At 66.2% G+C, this 423-nt stretch carries 1 protein-coding gene; it reads left to right on the top strand.

Annotated elements, in window-relative coordinates; translation table 11 throughout:
• On the top strand, positions 1-288 hold a 288-nt coding region (locus tag EFT72_RS19000), incomplete at its 5' end, for an ABC transporter ATP-binding protein (protein ID WP_243110068.1).
• Positions 289-423: the final 135 nt, after the last annotated feature.

Below are 423 nucleotides of genomic sequence, written 5' to 3'. Positions count from 1 at the left end.
ATGCTGATCCTCGACGAGCCGCTCGCGGCGCTCGACCTGCGCAGCCAGCACGAGATCGTGCAGCTTCTCGCGCGGGTCAACTCCGAGTACCAGGTGACCATCATCGTCGTCGCGCACGACCTCAACCCGCTGCTGAGCGTGCTCGACAGCGCCATCTACCTGCTCGACGGGCACGCCCACCACGCGCCCATGGACGTCGTCAACGCCGACCTGCTCACGCATCTGTACGGCACCAAGGTGCAGGTCGCCAACACCCTGCAGGGGCAGATGTACATGAGGAGCGAGTGATGCCGCCGGGCGATCTGGCGCAGACGTATCTGGCGATCGGCTACCAGCACAACTGGTTGCACATCCTCGGATCGGCGTTCATGCGCAACGCGCTGATCGGCGGCACCCTGGTGGCGCTCGCGGCCGGGCTGATCG

It is taken from the genome of Clostridium sp. E02, assembly GCF_003833015.1.
GTDB lineage: Bacteria > Bacillota > Clostridia > Lachnospirales > Lachnospiraceae > Lacrimispora.
Note: the sequence above shows the minus strand (reverse complement) of the source record. Positions and strands in the feature narration are given on the sequence as shown.